This window comes from Brevibacillus sp. HB1.3, assembly GCF_013186635.1.
Lineage (GTDB): Bacteria > Bacillota > Bacilli > Brevibacillales > Brevibacillaceae > Brevibacillus > Brevibacillus brevis_D.
Genome location: NZ_JABMIT010000003.1, coordinates 150,008 through 167,245, shown reverse-complemented (window position 1 = coordinate 167,245; position 17,238 = coordinate 150,008). Strand labels below are relative to the sequence as shown.

Genomic DNA, 17,238 nt, shown 5'->3' with positions numbered 1-17,238 from the left:
CGAAAATCGAATTGGGTAATGAAGGCGGATCACCTACTTTTTGTTTTTCGCAAAAAAGCCATTTTTGACATCTTTATTATACCTCAGGTGCCCTCAAAAGTCTTGAGCAAAATGACGATGAATTTTAGCAAAAAACCGGAATATCCGCAATCAGAAGCAGGGAAATGAAAAGAACTCCCTGATTCACTCAAATGCTTGCTGTTTCATTGAAATTTAAAGCGACTTATATCCCTACGGTTGAGGTCATCGCTTTTTTGATCGCAGCCTGTTCTTCTTCAGACAAATGGTAGCTCGATGTTCCCTGCTCAAGCGGCTTGGCGTACACGCGAGATTCTTCTCGTCCAAAAATGCTGGTGATCACGACACCGTTCCCAGCGTCGTCTGTTACCGCCAGCGAAAAGCTAAGATCACTGCCGACATCCCCGAAGGCATTGTAACGGATAATCGCTACTTTGCCGCATTGCGCTGCCATTCGTTGTGACAGACGATTGATGGCAAACTGCTGATCGCTATGCTGCTTTTTCATTTCCTCTACCTGATCCAGCAGATTGTGCAAGCCTTCCTCGAGATTGGCTCCTCCCGTCCCTGTCATAATCCGGTTGATCGATTTCCTCAATCGACTGGTCCGAACAGACTGCATAATCACGATCCATAACAGGATCAGTGTCAATGCGATGACGGCTAAAAGCAGGATCGCTACATTGGGGATTTGTGATAGGAATGCTTCCAAAACTTTTCTTCCTTTCCGGCGTGTACGTAAATATGCTGTTAAAAACCTTCTTTATTGTACAACCGTCGGGCCTCCCATTCAAACAAGTCTTTTATAAAAACAACAATTACTAACTGAGCGACTTTTCCACCAAAAAAAGCGACACCCTCATTTGTTTGAGATGTCGCTTTTTCATTCCGTATTGGTTTGTGTCAAACTCATCGTCCTTTGGCTATCCTCCAGTCTGCCTACACTTCCAAAAGCAACATTTCCCGACGGAGCTGTTTTAATCGCTCGGTGGAGTGTTTCATCTGACTTTGGTCTTTGGCTTGCATCGCGTCATACAACGTCGCCAGTTCATAATCCAGCTCCAGACGCAGTACCGGGATGCGTTCTTCTGAGTCACGTCGTTTCATCGCGGCAATAACCTGATCCATCGTTACATTGCAAAATTTTTCATAGATCACTTTTTTCTCAGCTCCTTTTAATTCCACTATTCTGATAACTTCCCCGTACTGGATTTGCTTCAGCAAGACGCACTCTTCAAAAGTGACCTTGATCATGGCATGCCCTTTTGCCCGCTCTACGAAGTGGTACAGTACGAGTGCCACCCGAGAATCATTGACAGGAATGCCTGCAATGTGCAGCTTATAGGACCCGTTTAATCGCTGCATTTTCCAGTCGGATCGGCCATCTGTGGTGTTCACGAGGAGGTGAAACTGCTCGGGAGATTCTTTCCACGTGACGCTCACCCCTGCTTCCACCAGGGCCTGCACCATCGCGTGCAATGTTTTGCGGTCAAACCAAACTGCCAAATGAAAATACTCCAACTCCATGCCGAGATTCATTTTCTACAGGCCCCTCCCGTTGACAGAATACTCAGATATCGTTTTCGCCGTAAGGGAGTGAGTGGTATATCATATTATTCAGGCTTTGGTTTTGCTATTCATAAACTCGGCATGTATTTTTTTCCTGGATGGTATGATATCATATGGAGGATTCCAAGCTCCCTTGACGGGGACGATCGCCCTTTTCTTTCCAGTGGGGTTTGATGATGCTTAAAAGAGGTGTTTGTTACATGCCAACGTTTCCAGGTTTTCGTCAAGAAGATTTTGATGTTTTTGCCATTGATGGACTGGATGCTCGGATGGACGCGATCAAAACCAATATCCGTCCCAAATTCGAAGTACTCAGCCAACACTTTGCGCCTTTTCTCTCCGTAGCAACCGGGGATGAAATGTTTACGCACATAGCAAAACATGCACGCCGTACGGTGAACCCACCAGCTGATACGTGGGTTGCCTGGGCTAATGATAAACGCGGTTACAAAAAACATCCGCACTTTCAAATCGGCTTGTGGGGAACACATTTGTTCGTTTGGTACGCGGTAATCTACGAGTCTCCTTCCAAAGAGATCATCAGCCATGCATTTAACAAGCATCTGGATGAGGTCATTGCGATGGTTCCGGAGCACTTTCACTGGTCTCCAGATCATATGCAACCAGCAAGCACGTCTCACAAAGAATTAGGCAAGGCTGGCGTAAAAAAGCTGGTGGACAGGCTGGCACAGGTAAAAAAAGCGGAGTTGCTCTGCGGAATTACCATTGATCGTCATGATCCAATTCTGGCAGACGGAGAAGCATTGGTGAGTCGTCTCGAAGAAACATTTAGCGTGTTGAGTAAGCTCTATACATTAGGAAATTCTCGTGGATAGACTGCCTCCCGCTTTCTTTAGTTAAGTTATATGCAAAAGAACAGGTCCGCTTTCATTTGAAAAACGCAGGCCTGTTCTTTTGTTTTAGGAAAAAGACCGCAGTCGATCCAAAGACTTGTTCACATCGCCAAACAAGCGGTCAAACAATTGTTGGACACTTGGTACATCATCAATCAATCCAATAACCTGACCAGCCCACCCAAAGCCTCGCTGGCTGTCGCCCTCGTAAATAAATGTGCAATTGCTCTCTCCACTGATGAAGCTCTTTAACTGCTCGTAGCCCGCCCCTTCTTTTTCCAATTGAAGAATATGATCAGAGCCTGGTGTACGAACGACCCTCGCAGGTGTCCCCAGCGTGCGCTTGATAACTGCGGTATCGTGCTCGGTTCCAGTAACTAACGCCTCTTTGTAGGCAGAATGGGCATGGACACATTCTTTCGTCGCAATAAATCGCGTTCCCATCTCCACACCTTCTGCACCAAGTGCAAGCGCTGCCAAAATTCCTCGACCATCGCCGATGCCGCCGCTAGCCAATACCGGGATATTCACGGAATCCACCACACGCGGAATCAGGACAAACGTCCCGATATCATCTCGTCCCAGGTGACCCCCACCTTCTTGACCGACAGCCATCACAGCATCTGCGCCGATTGATTCAGCTTTTTGTGCTTGGCGGGCAGACGCAACCAAGACAAGCTTTTTGATGGGATGACCATCGAGTCTGCGCAGCAGCGGCTCTGGATTTCCTCCTGTTACCGAAACAGCTGTCACTCCTTCTTCAATCGCCACATCCAGCATTTCTTCATACGGCCGACCGTGTTGACCAATTGCGTAATTCACACCAAATGGTTTATCGGTCAATGCACGAACCTTGCGAATCTCCTCTCGCAGCGCTTTAGCCGATGGCAAGGACATCGCCGTAATTTGACCGAGTCCCCCCGCGTTTGACACAGCCGCAGCCAAGTCAGCGTAAGCTAAATAAGCCAAGCCGCCTTGAACGACTGGGTATGCTATTTGAAGTAGCTCCGTTACTCTCGTTTTCATCCTTTTATCACCTCGTGTAAATGACCTTCTCGGCTTACAGGCTAAACTCCTGCCACCACACGTAAACCTGAATAAAAATTCGCTTGCTTTCCCCCCCTATTTTGCTATACTCAATTTGTTTGTTTTTCCCCTTATTATTCTTGATTAGTAAAGTGAGGCGATCGTAGTGAGACAAATGAAAACTCCTTTGTTCAGCGGGTTGTTGGAGCACGCCAACCGGAACCCGATTCAATTTCACATTCCGGGCCATAAGAAGGGTATGGGTATGCATCCGGCATTTCGCGAGTTCATCGGGGACAACGCTCTTTCGATAGACCTCATCAACATTGCGCCATTGGATGATTTGCATCACCCGAAGGCAATGATTAAAGAAGCACAAGATTTGGCAGCCGAGGCATTCGGCGCTGACCATACATTCTTTTCCGTACAAGGTACAAGCGGTGCCATCATGGCGATGATTATGGCGACCTGCAGTCCTGGCGACAAAATTATCGTACCGCGTAACGTGCACAAATCGATTATGTCGGCGATTATTTTTGCTGGAGCAATCCCCATCTTTATTCACCCTGCCATGGACGAGCGTCTGGGTATTTCTCACGGGATCACAGTGAAGGCTGTACAAAAAGCACTGGAAGCCCACCCTGATGCTGCTGCACTGTTGGTGATTAACCCAACGTACTTCGGTATTGCAGGTGACCTGCGTGAGATCGTACGAGCAGCCCATAACTATGAAATTCCAGTATTGGTCGACGAAGCGCATGGTGTGCATATTCATTTTCACGAGGAACTCCCGATTTCAGCCATGCAAGCAGGTGCCGACATGGCTGCGACTAGCGTACACAAGTTGGGTGGCTCTTTAACCCAAACGTCGATCTTGAATGTAAGGGAAGGGCTCGTCGATGTGGATCGGGTGAAAACGGTCATGAGTATGCTCACGACGACCTCGACTTCATACATCTTCCTCGCGTCGTTGGACATGGCGCGTCAGCACTTGGCCCTCAACGGGAAAATGCTCGCGGATCAAGCGATGGAGCTGGCAACAAAAGCACGCGATATGATTAACGAAATCCCGCGTATTTACTGCGTTGGCAAGGAGATTCTTGGAAAGCCTGCGACTTTTGCGATGGACCCAACCAAGCTCCTCATCCATGTACGCGATCTCGGAATCACTGGATGGGAAGTCGAGAACTGGCTGCGTGACAAGTATAACATTGAGGTAGAGATGAGCGATCTGTATAACATCCTCTGCTTCGTTACGGCCGGAGATACGGAAGAATCCATCCGTGCGCTGGTAAACGGCTTGCGTGATCTGTCCGTTGAATTTTCGCACGTACAAGCAGAAGACAAGCCGACCATCTCCCTGCCGAATATCCCTGTGCTGTCCACCACCCCTCGAGATGCTTTCTATGCAGAAACAGAGACGATTCCATTAGTGGAAGCAGCAGGTCGAGTCATCACTGAGTTCATCATGGTGTATCCTCCAGGCATCCCGATCTTCCTACCTGGGGAGGTAATTACCGAGGAAAATATCGCATACATCCAGGAGAACATTCGAGTCGGATTACCCGTACAGGGTCCTGAAGATGAGACACTGAAAACGATCAAAGTCGTAAAAAGACAAACCGCCATTTCTGGCTAAACGATGCGAACCGAAAAACGGCTGCCTCTTTCACGAGAGAGCAGCTTTTTTTATTTTTTATGCAAGCATTTTGAGATAAGATGAAATTGGGAAAAATCAGGAAAGGTGTGCGATGCTGACATGCCAGACTGGTCGTATCAAACGATATTTCGGCCACTTCTCTTTCTCATGCCACCCGAAAGGGCCAGATCGATTACCTTGAAATCAATCGGTACTTTGGCCAAAATTCCGGGTGGTCCGTCCATCATCGAATGGATGGGACATATGGAGCCGCCCTCGCAGCTCTCCAAAACAATGGGCGCGGTCACGTTCCCTACCCCAGTCGGGTTGGGTGCAGGATTGGATACGGAATGCATCGCCATTCAGGCGTTGTCCAAATTCGGCTTCGGGTTTCTAGAGCTAGGACCTGTGTCCAAAGAACCGATCGATTCTCACGGCACGGTTCAACGTGACATTACCGCCATGAATATCCACTATTCCGGGTATTTGGTAAATAATGGTATAGATAACCTTCTGAGGCGCCTGACGGGGTCTTCTGGCATCAAAATTCCGATCGGAGTCAGATTGGCCTGCCAACCAGAAACCAGCCTGAGAGAAGCCACAGAAGAGCTTCAGGAGCTGATCGGCAAATTGGAGCACATCTGTTCGTTTTTCACAATTGATACGCGCGCGAATTTGGGACAGCCAGAATGGAGCCATACAGCGTGCAAGGAACATTTTGCCTGTTTGCGCAGCCAAACAGATCTACCTCTCTTGCTGGCTATTCCTCCGAGCCTTTCAGAAACGGAAGCACTCCCGATTCTCACCTCGGCAAAAGAAGCAGGACTCAACGGTCTAGTTGTCGCTGGAGGCATCATTCAGGAAGATTCATCACGCGCGAACACCTCTGTTTACACCACAGGGAGGAGTTCACACAAACAAGCGGTCAATTTTGTCTCCTGGACACGGGAACAGTGGTCAGATGCTCTTATCATTGGATCAGGAGGGATTCTGGAGCCACAAGATGCTCTGACCTTTCTGGCAGCGGGTGCCGACTTTGTGCAGTTGCACAGTGGCTTGGTCTATTCTGGACCTGGCTTGCCAAAACGAATGAACGAAGCCATCTTGCAAACACAACCAGCCACTGACCCTCCTCAAGAAAAACGACCTGCTTTTTTATTTCCTTCTTGGGTATGGGGCATCTTGTTGGGCGTGGGCATGATGATCGGCGGGGCACTTGCCTGGCTGGTCGCCGCAACAACCGTCGTCCTCCCCTACGACGAACGCTTTCTCGGGATGTCAGCCGACCAGCTTGCGCTCTTACATGCGCAAATCCTCCCTTTTATGTCGCACGATCGGGTAAGTCTGGCAGGAACGATGATATCCATAGGAATTTTGTATAGCCAACTGGCTTACCATGGCCTACGTAAAGAGCTTCACTGGACGCGGACCATCTTGCTCGTTTCCGGAGCCGTTGGATTTTCCAGCATCTTTTTATTTATTGGATATGGGTACTTCGATTACTTGCACGCGATTTTAGCGCTCGTATTGTTCCCCATGTTTTTGCTCGCATTACGGACACCAGCGAAGGTTCACTTGACTCGCCTACCTCCTCAGCTTCACAATGATCGAGATTGGCGAATGGCACTATGGGGACAGCTGCTCTTTGTCATCATCGGATTTGGTTTGACAGGGGCTGGTATCATTATTTCGATCATCGGCGTCACAGGTGTCTTCGTTCCTTCCGACCTCGTCTTTCTCTGTGTGTCAGCTGATACCTTGCAGTCTTACAACGAGCGATTAATTCCGGTCATTGCTCATGACCGTGCTGGCTTTGGCGGGGCATTAGTTTCGAATGGCCTAGCCGTCTTGCTGATCAGTCTTTGGGGGATCAGGCGAGGAGAAGCGTGGATTTGGTGGACATTGTTTTTAGCAGGCATTCCAGGCTTTGTTTCTGGCATCGGCATACATTTTACCGTTGGCTATGTTGATTTTATTCATCTCTTGCCTGCTTATGTGGCTGTCCTTTTATTTCTCATAGCACTCGTCCTTTTGAAGCCGTATTTATGCCGGACGTAAAAGAAAACAGACGAAAGAAATCCTTTCGTCTGTCTTCTCTGAGAGATCCTGACTCGATTTATTCAGAATCAGTCCTCGTCTTTTTCATCATCATCGTCTTCGTCGTCAGCACCCGAAGCGAACGCCAACGTGTAAACGTAACGAGTTTTGTCGCGATCATCTACCCAGACAATGCGATTCCCACCCATGCGCGGGCTTTTCAATTCCGCATCATCATCCCACTCGATATCGCTAAATGACCCCGCTTCGAAATCATATAGCTCAAAGTAGAACTGCTTGCCTTTTCCGGACAGACGATTGTCTTCAAACAAAATCATATTTCGTGAAGCCTGTGGATTTTTCTGGTCGCCATCCGAATAGCGTAGCAGCGGATTGACTTTTTGACGGTCGATGTTGTAATAGTACAAATCCCAACCTGCTTTGGAATTGCCAGTATCTTCGCTCCAAACCACGAAATCATCGCCAATCGCTGCTTTGTCTATTTTTACGTTTTTACGAATTTCTCTTTCTCTATCTGCCTCGATATCGTAGAGAATGATCGATGCATTCTTTTTGCCTTCTTCGACTACCCAGGTTGCATAGTCCTGAGAAATATCAACGCTTAACGGTTCACTTTTCAGCTTTGTTACCTCAGTATGCTTTCCAGTGGACAGATTTGTAATGATCACTTCTGCTCTGCGATCGACATTAACCCACAATAGACGTTCTCCGTCGATTTCGTAAAACTTCTCACTCGGCTTTTGATCATCATCTTCGTTTGTAATCTGCGTTTGGACACCTTTACGAATATCGTAGGAGAAGAGTGCGTCTTCCCGCTGATCATACCAGACGACATAACGAGAGCTTACAACAGGGCGAGCAGCATCTTGATCTGAACCACTGATGGCTTTGCTCGTTCCTTTTTCCATATCGTAAAGAACGATCGCATTGTTATTCTTAGACTTTGATACATAAGCGACATAACGATCATGGCCAGCTGGATCAATAGGATCGCCACCTACATTCCCCAGCGGAACTTGCTCTTTATCGTCCAGATCATACAGATGAAGCTGGAGCTTTTTATTACTGTCCTTTTTGGCATACAAAACGTAGTCACCATAAATTTTCGGTCCTACATTTCCAGAAAGGTTAGAGTCAATCTTCTTTTTGGACGATTTATCGACGGTACGATAGATCAGATCATTACCTTCCGCATACACATAATCGTCTTTGTACGTATGTACAAATTCTTTGTCACTTGAACCGTTCGTCAATTCTTTGTTTCTGCCATTGCTAATGGTATGCACGTAGATTTGATTATAGGAGCGATTCTCATACAAAATTTTATTTGTGGAAAGAGTAGGACGCCCTTGATCGCCTTTTTGGACGACAGCCTCTTTCTCTTGTTTGGCTTTGATATCGTAATAGTAAATATCGCTGTTGCCATCGCGCTCATCTTCCCATGCGACATACGCATCACTTACCACTGGGTTGCTTGCTTTTCCACTCGCAGATACGACCTCTGTATCACCTGTAGAAATTTTGTACAGATAAACATCCCCGTTATCTGTCCAGACGACGTTTTTATCCCCGATCTCCACACCATCGACAGTTGCTGACCCATCTGACAAACGGGTTTCTTTTTGCTTTGCGATGTCATACAAGTAGACGTCCGAACCTCCATCACGGGAGTCGATCCACACGACATACTCACCATCGACTTTGGGATTCGTCTTTTCAGATTCCTTGTCGCCAATTTGCGTTTGTGTACCTTTATCGAGATTGTAAAGGGTTACGGTTTCTTCCCCTTCAACCATCCACACGGCATATTTTTTGGAAATGTCATAACCGGCTCCGGAAACTTCTGGCTTGCTCGCATCGATTTTTTCTTCATCACCAATACTGTAGGCAAGCGCCGGTGTCCCGCTCCACAGAGATGTGACCAAAAGTGCAGCGGCCAGCATTCCCTGCATCGGTTTTCGCTTCATGAAACAATTCCTCCTTTTACAACGATTTTCACTCTTCTCCATTATCCTCCATACGGAAAAGGTTGTCAAAAAAAACAGGCCTCACCGTAGGCCTGTTGACTATTTTTATTCTTTTTCCTGTCTTTCACCAGGTCGGCAGTCACAGTTGCACACCGCATAAAGCGTTTTCACTGAGTTACATTCAAAATGCTCGATGATGGTTCCGCAAGTCTGACATACGATAGTTCCCATCTATGTCCCCTCCGCATTCAATTGATTCACATATCCCTTTAAATGTTATGTTACATTAATCTTAATATGCTACACCAATCGGAGTCAAGATGCATTTGTTGATAATCAGTATGTCACATTAAAGCGGAATGTTGTCATTCAACCAGGTGACGATTTTTTGCAAGACTTCTTCCTTTTCAGGCTCATTCAAAATTTCGTGTCGCAAACCTGCGAATCGCTCAAATGTTTGTCTGTCTGAAAGGCCGGCTGTAAACTGCTCCACAGCATCCGCATCAACCAATGTATCAGCACCAGCCTGCAAAACTAGGACAGGATGCTTGATTCGATGCCTTTCCTCCCACGCCTTTTCCATAGATCGGTTTAATTCCGTGAACCATCTGACACTTACCTTGGAATAATTGAGCGGATCGTTCCGATAAGCAGCCTGAACAGCTTCGTCACGCGATACCATATCGGGAGTGATTCCATTCGGCATGACAAGGGTTGGCCAGACCCGATCGAGAAATTGTGCCAATTGCTCCTTCCACGCCGGTACAGCCAATTTGAGCTTCATGCATGGAGATGTGAGAATTAATCCTGCCAACTCTTTGCTCCGCTCATCCGTCTGAATAAAGCGAGTCGCGATGAGACCACCTAGACTATGCCCCATTAAAAATACTGGCTTTTCCCCTGATGCATCGGCAAGAGCGGTACTCGTCCACTCACGTACACGGGACAAATAGTCTTCGAATGATTGAATATGCCCCCGTCTCCCAGGAGAGCGCCCCCATCCCGGCAAATCTTCCGCATATACGTCCCAGCCTGCCTGATTGAAGTAAGCCGCTACATGCTCATAACGCCCATGATGCTCTCCCGTTCCATGGACGAGAACAATCGCTCCCCGAGAATCATTGGCCGACCATTTATGTACACCCATTCTCCCTCTTCCTCCTACTGCTTGAGTTCTTTCGATTATACTAAAAAACGGAGGGTAGTATTTTACAAAAAAAGCCAAAACGAGCAGAAGATAAACTTCTGCTCGTTACCTAATACTGATTTTCTTCAAATGGAATGGATGGTAAATGCTCCTGAAAAAACTCAGCAAGCGCGACTGCCTCGTTCTCTGAATCCAGCCTGAAAATTTTTTGCAGGTATCCTGGATTCACCGCATCTTCAGAACTGAGAAGAGTCGATTGCCCTGTCTGCATACAGATCACCAACGGCTTCCCATAAAACTTGTGTGTAAATACCATGCCAAAGTCGTATCGTGTTCCCTCTGAAATAAAACCGAGAAAACGTACATTAGCATTCTCCGATACGTCGTATAAGTGGTCGTAGTGCTCCATCAGCAATCCCTCCTCAACAGTATTTTGGCCTCCGAATTTCGTAAAATATTCGGATTATTTACTAGTATAAGCGAAAAATCACGTTTTTGCTACCCAAACGGCATCATTTACCAGACGTGTCGGGTTCATGACCCTGTCTTCGCCTTCTTGAATCCATCTTACTTTTTCTGCTCCATGCAACGATTGCGCGACAAAGGAGAGACATTCAAAGAACAGTTCAACTACTGCTGTACTGTATCGTTCCTCCATTTTCTCCAATGCATACGTCAATCTAAAAATATCTGGTACACTTCTTCGACTGGCTTCCAAGACTTCTTTTCCTTTTTCAGTCGGGTATACGTGAACCACACGCCCATCCAACTCCGACTTTTCGATGGTCACCATGCCTTTCTCCATTAATTTCTTGATATGAATGACAATCGAAGAGGGATGCCAGAAGGTCCAATCTGCAATTTGCGTGACGCGTACACCTTCATAGCAGTAGATGATCCAGAGAATGTTTAACTGTACGGAGGAATCCAATTCAGCTTCCTTCGCTGCCCGCTCCCAGTCTTCTTTGTTCACCACATCGATGGCGCGCATGGTGTTTAAAGCTTCGAATACATGTCTAATTGAGGCCTCCTGCATGCGTATATTCCTCCATGATCCTTTATCGTTCATCTAACGGCATATAAATATGATATATATTTTACACTTTTCAGAAAAGACACGCAATTGTTTTTGGTCGCCAACTGCCTCATTGCCAAAGAGTGGAAGACAATGCTACACTTAACGCACAGAATACCGGTACTAGGAGTGAGTGCAGTCGTGAAACTTCAATCGGCCTACATCTATTTCGTTGATGGTTCTACCGCAGCATCTGCAAGTATTGACGACGTGAAAGCCAAGTTTACGCGATACGTTGACATGACCACAAAAACAGGAAAGCAGTTGGGCTGGACCTATGCTGACGCCGCTTTCCCTTACACCCTAGAAGAACGCCCTGAAGGAAAGGACGCGTGGTTCCTTCTCAAAGGAAAAGACCCAAATATGTACAAAGCCATCGTTGTTGGAGTCGGGAGCAAAAATGAAAACGGTTCCGAAAAGCACTACATACAAGTGTCCCTCCCTGAATCAGCCACACATGGCGACAAAAACAAGGCAAATGAGTACTGTCGATACTTGGCACGTGATTATAAAGCAGAGCTTCACCTCTTCAACAACCGCATTCAATATTTCCAACCTCGAAAGCCATAAAGAAAAACGAAAAACAGTCGAGTCATGTCGACTGTTTTTCATGTTCAGGCCTATTCCCCCCGACCTCTTTTTTTCATACGAATAACAAAGAGAGCAAAGGGGGGAGCTTATGGATGCCCAAGCATTTATTCAGTTGATTGCTGACCACGCCAGAAAGTCTTATCAGAATCATCGTATATTCCCCTCCATTACAATAGCGCAAGCCATACTCGAGTCAGGTTGGGGTCAAAAAGTACCTGTTGACCCTGCCACTGGGATATCCTCGTACAACCTCTTTGGAATAAAGGGAACGGGACCTGCTGGCTCTGTCACCATCGAAAGCAAAGAGGTGGAAAACGGCAAGACGGTTACACGTACTTCCCAGTTCCGCGCTTATGAAAATTATCAGCAATCCATGGAGGACCATGCCCAGTTTTTAGGCAAGCCCGCTTACAAAAACGTGCTTGCAGCCACGACTCCCGCACAAGCCGCACAGGCTTTAGAGGGAGCCGGCTACGCTACCGATCCTGCGTACGCTGAAAAGCTGACGCGCCTTATTCAGACGTACAACCTGACCCAGTACGATCAATTCGGCCCGGAAGAGCCCCAAGCGATTCCTCCCTGGAAACGGGAGCTGGGAAATCGTGCGTTACAGGAGGGCTTGCTGACCTCGCCCGATTGGCTAAATAAGCTAGATGAACCAATGCCAGTATGGGCTGTTTTAGCAATTGCCCTGCGACTGTTGGACAAACAGCGAGAGAAGCCATGAGTCCATGAATAAAAATCAAAAGCCCCATTGCCACAAGCAAATCTTGGGGTAATGGGGCTGTTTCGTATAAAAATGCAGTTGCCTCAGTCGTAACGTTGCTTGAGCACGTTGATCAAATCATTTGAGACCTGGACAGCGAATAAAACCTTCCGTCCACCATCCGAATTCCCAGATCGACGCAATATTCCAATCCTTGCGTCACTCCGTACAAAATCCATTCGGAAGAACGGTGGTTGATATCAAAATCAGTGTAAAGGTCAGTGCCATCATTTCGGATCTCTTTGCGGTACGTCACATCAAAAAGGCGTAGGACAAAAGGCAGTTCAGCAAATGGAATCGCAAACTTTCGCTCTATTTCTTGCTCGAACTCCTTCGTCATGCTCCACTCTGCCTGAATGGACTGCTCATCTTTCCAGGCAATGCGTATACTCGGGCCTTCTACATCCGTGGACGATCGCGGGGGATTTGTCTCCATTCGCTCCCATCGTTCCTTTCTTTTACTTGCTATTACCAAGTATATTGGCTTTTCCGTATATTATAGCACGGGGACATGTAAAGTGGAAACGCATCCAAGCCATAATTTTTAGCGTCCAACTGTAAATGTATTTTCACCGACGGTTACATAAGACGTGAATTTCTCGGATTTCATTTGAACTTGTACTTTATAAGTGCCGTATGCTTCGAGTTTCGTAGATACAAAAGGCTCGGAAAAATAAAAACTGTTTGCATTCTGTGTGGAGTATTTCCACTCTTTCCCTTTAGACACTTCTTTACCGTCCGGTCCGACTAACACGAGCTGCATGCGCAAGTCTTTGGCGATAGGCGCGTCATCAACCTCTACGAAAACGTTAAACGTACGAGGCACATTTTTATCGCTGTATCCTTTGACAGGGTTGCTGAAAACGACATTTTTATTGCGGGTCTGCTGAATCCCTTCGACCACAATAATATTTACGTTTGGCTTAATCACTTGCAATTTGCCCGATTGCTGATCGTAATCGACGAAACCACCGAGCTTGTTCACTATTGATTCTACCGATTCAGCCTTGGATGCTGGCATTTCACTCGCTACAGTTTCCGCACCGAAAAATACGCGCATCGCACCTTCTCCCAGCGCAGTAGTGCTCCCCACCCCTGCTGCTACAGTCAACGCCAACAAGGCCGATAACCATGCTTTTTTCATGTCAATAATCCTCCTGTATGTGTGCGCGGCAGCGCTTGTTTTTCCGGAATTTCTTCTCCCTAGTTTATACGTTTGGAAAAGGAAATAGTTGTGCTGCCCTGATAAGTTTTTTCAACAATATCCACATTATCCACAAGCACAAAAACCTTAGGAAGAAAGACTTATACACAGAGATGTTAGTAACTACCTCTTACTCTTGACCAAAATACAGCTGGGAATGACACAGCAAAAAGAGCGGCTATCCAGCCACTCTTTTTTTGCTCCTGACACCTGCTACTCCTGTTGCGAAAGCCAAGTAAAATACCGGGAGACCAGACGAATGGCAACCTCGATCGCGTCTTCGTTAGGCTCAATTTTGGAATGGTGCAAGCCGTATGGCGTTTGCACACCCAGCCAGAATAAAAAGCCGGGGATTTCTTTCAAAAAGTACCCGAAGTCTTCTCCGGTCATGGCTTCCTTGCAGGTGATGAGGGTTACATCTTCACATTGTTCCTGTACCCATTGCATGAAGTCAGTCGTTAGCTGCTCCTCGTTGTAAACCTGGCAGTAGCCAACGCCATAGTCAATCGTTGCCTGACAGTCAAAGCCTATTTCCACTCCCTTTACGAGTGATTCAATGCGGCTCTTGACAAGTGCCATCGATTCCATCGAAAAGGTTCGGATCGTCCCTTCTAGCCTGGACTTCTCCGCGATGATGTTTTGCTTCGTCCCGCTCTCCAGCTTGCCAATCGTTACGACGGCAGAATCCAATGGATCGATATTGCGCGAAATAATCGATTGAAGCTGTGTCACCAGATGGCTTCCTGCAACCACCATGTCATTCGCCTTGTGAGGAAAGGCTGCATGTCCCCCTTTGCCGACCAGATCAATGTACAACTCAGAAGTGTTGGCAAACAAAATTCCTGGCTTTGTTGCAATTTGACCAACTGGGTATTCTGGCGCGATATGCAGGGCAAAAATGCAGTCCGGTCGCCACTCTGCAAACTCTTCACTTTCCATCATTGGCCAAGCACCGCCAGGGCCTTCTTCTGCCGGCTGGAAGAGGAACAGCAAATCATCTGTGATCGAATGCTCAGTAAAATGCGTCAGGAGACCAAGAGCGATTGCCATATGCATGTCATGGCCGCAAGCATGCATATACCCTTCATGAAGCGACCGAAACGGATAGGACGTTTCCTCTACGATCGGTAGGCCATCCATATCCGTCCGCCAGGCAATTAGTCGTTTTGGCTTTGTTCCTGCCAGCTTGACCAAAATGCCTGTCCGCCACGTTTTAATCTCGATTCGCTCCTGAGGCAGCTTTTTCAAATAATCGAGCAAGTATTGCTGCGTCTTCACTTCAGCGAAGCCTGGCTCCGGTATTTGGTGCAAATCTCGGCGAATTTGTGTAAACAAGGAAGTCGTCATGGTCTACGCCTCCTTTTTCGTACCCGTTCTTGCTGTTAATTGCTCCTCAAACACAGCAAGGAAACGGTCGACATCGGCTTTTGTCAACGTCAGTGGCGGAAGCAGACGAACAATCGTTTTCTGCGTCACGTCTACGAGGATTCCTTCGTCAAGCAATGCTTGCTGCAAGTGGCTTACCTCTTCTGGGGTGAACGAGAGCGGAATTCCAACCATCAAGCCTTTTCCGCGAAGGGATTGCAGTTGATCTGGAAGACGCGTTCGCAACGCTTCCAAGCCCGACCACAGGTACGCAATCACTTCTTCTACATGAGCGATGAAGGCTGGATTAAGCAATTCGTCCAACACGACATTCCCCAGGGCAGCAGACAATGGCGATGGTGCGAATGTCGTTCCGTGATCCCCCGGTTTGAACTGGTTCATCAGCTTTGGACCAGCGATGACACCGCCGAGGGGAAGCCCTCCCCCTATGCCTTTGGCGAAAAGGATAAGGTCTGGCGTTACGCCTGCATGCTCATAAGCAAACAGCTTTCCTGTTCTGCCCATTCCTGTCTGGATTTCGTCCATGACAAAGAGCATGCCTTCTTGTTCACAGATGGCAGCTACCTCTCGCAAGAACGCTTCTGTTAGCGGCACGACACCGCCGGAACCCAATACTGGCTCCATAAGGACCGCAGCGGGTCTTGCCTCCTGGCAAATCGCTCGCAATCCTGCCGTGTCCTCCACATCCAGTTCATAAACAGGAAAAGCTGGCTGAGGAAAGTCTTGATAGACGTGAGCCTGCCTCGTCAGACGCACTGCTCCAAGTGTTCGCCCGTGAAAGCTGTTGCGTAAAACAACGATGCCTTCACGACCTGCTCCCTCGTTTTTCGTCCATTTGTGAATCAGCTTGATCGCAGACTCTGTGGCCTCAGCACCAGAGTTGGTGAAAAACACCTTACCGCTGATGCTGTTCGCAACCAAACGCTCCGCTAATCGAATAGCCGGCTTGTTTAAAAATACATTGGAAATATGCAAGAAGCGCTCTCCCTGCTCACGCAGAGCCTGTACAATGCGCGGATGCGAATGCCCCAAAACATTTACCGCGAGTCCAGTAAACAAGTCGAGATAACTCTTCCCGTTCGTATCGTACAAGTAATTTCCTTCGCCTTTCTCTATGGCAATCGGAAGTCTTTTATAAGAGGAGACGATATATTGTTCATCGAGCGAACGCCAGTCCATGTGCACTCTCTCCCTTACAGCTGACGTAGCTCCTGCTTGATCTCTGTCTTGGAACGAGTTTTTTCATCGATTTGCTTGATCACACGTGCAGGTGTTCCCGCAACGACTACGTATGGAGGTACATCTTCAATGACGACAGCACCTGCTGCTACAACAGCACCTTTTCCTACGCGTACACCTTCCAGAATGACAGCATTTGCTCCGATGACAACATCATCCTCGACAACAACTGGCTGTGCAGACGGCGGCTCGATAACGCCTGCGATAACCGATCCAGCGCCGATGTGGCAGTTTTTCCCGATGGTTCCACGTCCACCTACTACAACATTCATATCGATCATCGTACCTTCACCGATCACTGCACCGATGTTAATGGAAGCACCCATCATGATGACGGCATTGTTACCGATTGTCACTTGGTCACGGATAATTGCGCCTGGCTCAATACGCGCTTGAATCCCTTTTGTATCCAGCAATGGAATGGCGGAGTTGCGACGATCGCTTTCTACTACATAATCTTCAATTTTGTCTGCATTAGCAGCGAGAACTGGCTCAATCTCTTTCCATTCACCAAAAACAACACCTGTCGGACCAGTAATGAAGGCTTTGGAGCTCGCACCAAAGTCGATTCCCTCCAGGTTCCCTTTCACATATACCTTCACAGGTGTTTTCTTTTCGCTTTTTTGAATAAACGCGATAATTTCGTTAGCATCCATCATGTTCATTGTTACATCCTCCTCAAAATAACAGCATGGTAAA

Annotated in this window: 17 protein-coding genes and 1 pseudogene; 5 read left to right on the top strand and 13 right to left on the bottom strand. The window is 47.4% G+C overall.

The genetic code is table 11. From position 1 onward, the window contains the following. Positions 1–223: 223 nt before the first annotated feature. A complete protein-coding gene (locus tag HPY31_RS08395) occupies positions 224–730 on the bottom strand; it encodes a DUF4446 family protein (RefSeq protein ID WP_172140073.1) in 507 nt (168 codons plus the stop codon). 227 nt (positions 731–957) lie between these two features. Then, a complete protein-coding gene (locus tag HPY31_RS08390; RefSeq protein WP_016740680.1) occupies positions 958–1,557 on the bottom strand; it encodes a hypothetical protein in 600 nt (199 codons plus the stop codon). A gap of 230 nt (positions 1,558–1,787) precedes the next feature. Between HPY31_RS08390 and HPY31_RS08385 the strand changes: the two genes are divergently transcribed. Then, positions 1,788–2,423, top strand: coding sequence for a YktB family protein (locus tag HPY31_RS08385; protein ID WP_172140071.1), 636 nt, complete (start codon positions 1,788–1,790; stop codon positions 2,421–2,423). An 84-nt stretch (positions 2,424–2,507) separates the two neighbouring features. Here HPY31_RS08385 and HPY31_RS08380 read toward each other — a convergent pair. Continuing rightward, positions 2,508–3,470, bottom strand: a pseudogene (locus HPY31_RS08380) (NAD(P)H-dependent flavin oxidoreductase); the annotation flags it as partial. 163 nt (positions 3,471–3,633) lie between these two features. Between HPY31_RS08380 and HPY31_RS08375 the strand changes: the two are divergent. Both HPY31_RS08375 and HPY31_RS08370 read left to right on the top strand, forming a co-directional pair. Continuing rightward, complete coding sequence (locus HPY31_RS08375) at positions 3,634–5,106, top strand: aminotransferase class I/II-fold pyridoxal phosphate-dependent enzyme (protein WP_087348096.1); 1,473 nt, start codon at positions 3,634–3,636, stop codon at positions 5,104–5,106. Between the two features lie 120 nt (positions 5,107–5,226). Beyond that, positions 5,227–7,164, top strand: coding sequence for a beta/alpha barrel domain-containing protein (locus HPY31_RS08370; RefSeq protein WP_172140067.1), 1,938 nt, complete (start codon positions 5,227–5,229; stop codon positions 7,162–7,164). 68 nt (positions 7,165–7,232) lie between these two features. Here HPY31_RS08370 and HPY31_RS08365 read toward each other — a convergent pair whose 3' ends face one another. The 5 genes from HPY31_RS08365 to HPY31_RS08345 form a co-directional block, all read right to left on the bottom strand. Next, positions 7,233–9,131, bottom strand: coding sequence for a TolB-like translocation protein (locus HPY31_RS08365; protein WP_172140065.1), 1,899 nt, complete (start codon positions 9,129–9,131; stop codon positions 7,233–7,235). A gap of 105 nt (positions 9,132–9,236) precedes the next feature. Then, positions 9,237–9,362, bottom strand: coding sequence for a GapA-binding peptide SR1P (locus HPY31_RS08360; RefSeq protein WP_007723214.1), 126 nt, complete (start codon positions 9,360–9,362; stop codon positions 9,237–9,239). 118 nt (positions 9,363–9,480) lie between these two features. Further along, positions 9,481–10,278, bottom strand: coding sequence for an alpha/beta hydrolase (locus HPY31_RS08355; protein ID WP_172140063.1), 798 nt, complete (start codon positions 10,276–10,278; stop codon positions 9,481–9,483). 109 nt (positions 10,279–10,387) lie between these two features. Further along, positions 10,388–10,687: a DUF3055 domain-containing protein gene (locus tag HPY31_RS08350; RefSeq protein WP_015892160.1), complete on the bottom strand. Its 300-nt coding sequence runs from the start codon at positions 10,685–10,687 to the stop codon at positions 10,388–10,390. Positions 10,688–10,765: 78 nt separating this feature from the next. Continuing rightward, complete coding sequence (locus HPY31_RS08345; protein WP_026134060.1) at positions 10,766–11,314, bottom strand: MarR family winged helix-turn-helix transcriptional regulator; 549 nt, start codon at positions 11,312–11,314, stop codon at positions 10,766–10,768. 180 nt (positions 11,315–11,494) lie between these two features. Between HPY31_RS08345 and HPY31_RS08340 the strand changes: the two genes are divergently transcribed. Together HPY31_RS08340 and HPY31_RS08335 are read left to right on the top strand one after the other, a co-directional pair. Next, on the top strand, positions 11,495–11,923 hold the full coding sequence (locus HPY31_RS08340; protein WP_016740671.1) for a DUF1885 family protein: 429 nt from the start codon (positions 11,495–11,497) through the stop codon (positions 11,921–11,923). A 109-nt stretch (positions 11,924–12,032) separates the two neighbouring features. Next, positions 12,033–12,671: a glycoside hydrolase family 73 protein gene (locus HPY31_RS08335; RefSeq protein ID WP_172140061.1), complete on the top strand. Its 639-nt coding sequence runs from the start codon at positions 12,033–12,035 to the stop codon at positions 12,669–12,671. 112 nt (positions 12,672–12,783) lie between these two features. On the opposite strand, the gene HPY31_RS08330 is transcribed toward HPY31_RS08335, so the two are convergent. From HPY31_RS08330 to dapD, 5 genes are all read right to left on the bottom strand, one after another. Further along, a complete protein-coding gene (locus tag HPY31_RS08330; protein WP_007723202.1) occupies positions 12,784–13,146 on the bottom strand; it encodes a DUF4912 domain-containing protein in 363 nt (120 codons plus the stop codon). Between the two features lie 108 nt (positions 13,147–13,254). Further along, a complete protein-coding gene (locus HPY31_RS08325) occupies positions 13,255–13,854 on the bottom strand; it encodes a hypothetical protein (RefSeq protein ID WP_016740669.1) in 600 nt (199 codons plus the stop codon). A gap of 273 nt (positions 13,855–14,127) precedes the next feature. Beyond that, the gene (locus HPY31_RS08320) at positions 14,128–15,261 is read right to left on the bottom strand and encodes an N-acetyldiaminopimelate deacetylase (RefSeq protein WP_172140059.1); all 1,134 of its coding nucleotides are present in this window, start codon (positions 15,259–15,261) and stop codon (positions 14,128–14,130) included. A gap of 3 nt (positions 15,262–15,264) precedes the next feature. Continuing rightward, the gene (locus HPY31_RS08315; protein WP_172140057.1) at positions 15,265–16,479 is read right to left on the bottom strand and encodes an aspartate aminotransferase family protein; all 1,215 of its coding nucleotides are present in this window, start codon (positions 16,477–16,479) and stop codon (positions 15,265–15,267) included. Positions 16,480–16,493: 14 nt separating this feature from the next. After that, positions 16,494–17,204 (bottom strand): 2,3,4,5-tetrahydropyridine-2,6-dicarboxylate N-acetyltransferase, encoded by a 711-nt coding sequence (dapD, locus tag HPY31_RS08310; RefSeq protein ID WP_007723196.1) that lies wholly within the window; start codon positions 17,202–17,204, stop codon positions 16,494–16,496. Positions 17,205–17,238: the final 34 nt, after the last annotated feature.